Below are 1,954 nucleotides of genomic sequence, written 5' to 3'. Positions count from 1 at the left end.
CCAGGATACCTCCTGGTAATAAAAAACTGATAAGGGTCTGTTCGGCTTGATTCAAGGGGATTCGTAATTGTTGTAAACTACAAAAGAAAGAAATTATTTAATTCCCCCCAACTTTTCCGCTTGATCCTATATCTTCTTGATGTCCTTGATCCCTTAATGGTGAAAGGGGATTGTAACAGCGGTTATTTCTGCCATTAAAGGGATTAAGATGGGTTAAGGGCCTGTCCCCGCAGATTATGCTGATCTCCCCTGAGTTTTACGCCTTCCGCCCCAGGTTCACTAGCCCTGATGGCAGCGGAAATCCCTTTTTGGCAGCGGTAGATTGTCTATCCCAAGGGTTTCCAAAAAGGATTGCAGCGTACAGCAGGACGGAACCCAACCTACATGTTACCGTTACTGCGCTCCAGATCATCAAAATGAAGGGTTCTGATTATGCTTAATAAATAAGTTAACGCTGCATTTAATTATTTAAGAAGATGTTTTTTACGATTATATTTCTGATACCGGGCACATTAATAGATTTAACCAGCCCTGTCTATAGAATACCGTTTAGCCTAATATAGCTTAAAGATTTAAATATGATTGTTCGAATCTGGAAAGGATTTGATATTTTGCGGCATAATTGATTTTAGATATGGCTTCAGGTTTTTTTGCAATTTTGGATGATATTGGTGCTTTAATGGACGATGTAGCGGTAACCGCTAAGGTAGCGGCCAAAAAGACCGCGGGGATTTTGGGAGATGATTTAGCCGTAAATGCAGAAAAATCAACTGGTTTTCTTTCTTCAAGAGAATTGCCGGTACTATGGGCTATTACTAAAGGATCATTTGTGAATAAGCTTATTATTGTTCCAATTGCGCTATTACTCAATTTCTTTTTTCCGGTAGCGATTAAAGTGATCTTGGTACTAGGCGGATTGTACCTGGCGTATGAAGGGGTGGAGAAAATTGTTGAATATTTTATTCATCGATCAAAGCCCACACATATCGAAGCAAAAGAGGTCATCCAAGAGGGGGAGTTGGAAGAAAAAGCGAAGATCAAATCAGCTATTATTACCGATTTTATTTTATCAATAGAAATCGTAATTATAGCTTTGGGAAGCGTACTCGAAGAAAAGCTGCTTATACAAATTATGACAGTGTCAGCTGTGGCTTTGTTGGCTACAGTTGGTGTTTATGGAATCGTAGCTGTTATTGTTAGAATGGATGATGCTGGATATCGCTTAATGAAGGCCTCTGGCGAAAAAGGTGTATTTTCATTCATTGGAAACCTATTGGTTCGTTCTTTGCCAATTATAATAAAAATATTAAGTGTTGTAGGAACAGTAGCATTGATCTTGGTTTCAGGGGGGATTTTTGCACATAATGTTGGCTTTCTACACCATGTTCTTCATACTTTACCTTCGATTCTTAGAGAATTTGCTTTTGGATTAGCAGCTGGACTAACCTCAGTGTTTATTTTAACTGTGGGTAAAAAGCTTTTGGCCATTGTCAGAAAATAAAGTATTGCCAGTATGCTATTTGCAGAGTGGATTTTTAATCTTTTTTAGCAAAGCAGGTTCTGTGCTACTATACAGGTTTGTTCCCGCCATACGCTATAGTCCCGATGAAGAATCGGGAGCTGCCGCTGCTGTCGGGTTTAGCTGGCAGGGTCTTCCGGAGTTTTAAACGGCCGGGCGCAGGGAAAACCCGGTAAGCCTGAAGAGACTAGACAGCTACAAACAGCTGTTCCTTCAAAAAGTTTTGCTGTCTGTCAAACTTTTTCTGTCTGAAAACCATGTTGTTATCTCAAGTCCTGCAGTTATCGGCAGAAAACCTTTGGATATGCATTAAAAATCCTTACTTTTGCATCCCGCTTCGGAGGAAGGGTTTGATTGAAAAGATGGCAGAGCGAGATGGAGGGCATGATTTATTTTAAAATAAATATTGCGGGAGCGGAAAAGATTGCTACCTTT

At 40.0% G+C, this 1,954-nt stretch carries 1 protein-coding gene; it reads left to right on the top strand.

Annotated elements, in window-relative coordinates; translation table 11 throughout:
* The first annotated feature begins 634 nt into the window (after positions 1-634).
* On the top strand, positions 635-1,501 hold the full coding sequence (locus LQ201_RS25595) for a DUF808 domain-containing protein (RefSeq protein ID WP_230146575.1): 867 nt from the start codon (positions 635-637) through the stop codon (positions 1,499-1,501).
* Positions 1,502-1,954: the final 453 nt, after the last annotated feature.

This window comes from Pedobacter sp. Bi126, from assembly GCF_918698245.1.
GTDB lineage: Bacteria > Bacteroidota > Bacteroidia > Sphingobacteriales > Sphingobacteriaceae > Pedobacter.
Note: the sequence above shows the minus strand (reverse complement) of the source record. Positions and strands in the feature narration are given on the sequence as shown.

Excerpts from the sequence above, each read along its gene's own strand:
- LQ201_RS25595 (WP_230146575.1), top strand. The coding sequence starts at position 635 with ATGGCTTCAGGTTTTTTTGCAATTTTGGATGATATTGGTGCTTTAATG.